The sequence below is a fragment of the Nostoc sp. CALU 546 genome (genome assembly GCF_048836525.1).
Window position 1 is genome coordinate 1 of record NZ_JAWJTF010000335.1, and the last position, 2,122, is coordinate 2,122.

Below are 2,122 nucleotides of genomic sequence, written 5' to 3' on the forward strand. Positions count from 1 at the left end.
ACAGGTAAATGCCAGTTTGTCAACTTCGCTCGTCCGTTTAGGTTGAGTCGATGGGGGATATTATTCCCCGCACCTCTCAGTTAAATCTGGGCGTGCGACTTTCACCGCACCCAGCTTCCGATGTTCTTAGCTTGCGCTTTTGCTCATGTGCTTGTAATCGTGGCAACTCTCATGAATTGCTTCAAGATTACTTTTCTTCCAGTTGGCATGATTTCCATCGATGTGATGCAGGTGAACCCGTTCCTCATCGATGAATTTTAGTCCGCAGGAGGCACATCTATGGTTTTGCTTCTTAAGAGCAATAGAGGTTTCGCCGTCGTAGAGCTTACTTTTACGTCCGCTCCAGTAGGCTGTATCTCCGTCATAAGGTGATTTAGTTCCCTTGACAGAGATGTGTTTGTTTTCGGAGTAAGAAACTGCTGGGAATGCCTTGTCTAGTAATTTCTTGCTAGAGTAGCGGTTTTGCTTGGTTTCCTTGTTAAATACCGTGTAGGTTCTTGTTTCGATGTGGTATAATGAGTTTCTTGACCCGTCCATCTTGCAGAACTTATGGTAATTTCTCCAACCTCTAACTACCGGGGCTAATTTCTCAGCCTTTGTAGTAGCACCATAATTCGAGTTGTTGACGATGTGTTTTATTTTCTTACGGAACGCTTTAAAGTTGTCCACTGAGGGAGTACTTTTAAACTTTCCGTTTTTCTGGACTTTGAAGTGCCAGCCGAGGAAATTAAACCCATCTGTCGTGGCGGTAACTTTCGTTTTCTTTTGGCTTACATTCATTCCGCGTTTGCGGAGGAACTCGCTGATTCTTTCAAGTATCTCTGTTGCATCATCTTCGGGTCGGAGTATAATAACCATGTCATCCGCGTATCGGATTGATGGCTCGGCAATTTTTTCTGCCGATGTTTTAGGTGTAATCCATTTACCCTCTCTATATTGAGTGTGGTATCTGTGTATACTCTCAATTCCGTTGAGTGCAATATTTGCTAGTAATGGGCTGACCACTCCCCCTTGTGGGGTTCCTTGTTCAGGGAATTCTGGATTTACCCCTGCCTTGAGGCATCGGTATATTCCGAGTTTTAAGCCTTTGGGGGATATGAGTTCGTCCATTATTGCTGAGTGGTTAATCCTGTCGAAGCACTTTTCAATATCGAGTTCAATCACTCGTTTTTCTATTCCATTAGCCCCGGAGTTTAGGTTGTTGTATATGTACTTTTGTGCATCATGGGCAGAGCGCCCAGTTCTAAACCCGTAACTTCTAGCGTGGAAAGTGGCTTCGTGTGCTGGTTCGAGTGCATATTTTGCTAGGCATTGCCAAGCTCTATCCGCGATGGTTGGTATCTTAAGTATTCTGGTTGTCCCGTCCTTTTTGGGGATGGGGATTTCCCGTAGTCCTTGATGCTTCCAATTTCCACTATTCATTTTCAGTAGTTCTTCAAGGTTGAAGCGTTCTTCAAATGAGAGGGATTTCTTACCATCAATACCCGCCGTTTTTTTGCCAGCGTTTAGCTGAGATACTTGTCTTATTGCAAGAAATCGAGCCGAGGTGGATTTTAGAATGAGCTTTTGGAGTGACCTAGCTTTCCGCTTGTCTCCAACAAGAACCGCTTTGTACACTCGCTTTTGGAGGCGGAATAGGTTACGGCGGAATTTCTTCCAGGGTAACGCTACCCATGATTCACTAGTTTTGTAACTGTGCCTAATCATACTCTTCTCTAGTTTGTGTATTCTGAACACCTCAGACCAATTACGGTCTGTCCTACCCGAATTGTGGGGATTAATCCGCTCGTCTGGTCTACTTGGGGGTTCGACCGCCCCCTAGACCCACAACTCGTTTTTATTCGTTCCCTCGGAGAGATTGATTGTTCCGTTAGATGTAGCCATTTCGACTACTGGATTCCCTGGACTCTTTGCCGATACTGAGGACAATGTTCGGCGGGAATGAACTCCAGTGTGGTCAGGGTTTTTGCGTTGCGCCCTGCCTATAATTAAGTCGCTTTTCTAGGCTCTGTTTCATCATGGGAACTCCCTGTTAGCGCCAGTGTCAACCCGCAACGGTCGTCTGTTTGCGCCCTGTTCCCAGCTTCACTCCACAAGAACCGAGCTTGTTCGGTGTGGGCAG

General features: G+C 45.8%; 1 protein-coding gene. It reads right to left on the minus strand.

From position 1 onward, the window contains the following. Nucleotides 1-126 precede the first annotated feature (126 nt). Nucleotides 127-1,707: a group II intron reverse transcriptase/maturase gene (locus RRG12_RS43415; RefSeq protein ID WP_420763306.1), complete on the minus strand. Its 1,581-nt coding sequence runs from the start codon at nt 1,705-1,707 to the stop codon at nt 127-129. Nucleotides 1,708-2,122: the final 415 nt, after the last annotated feature.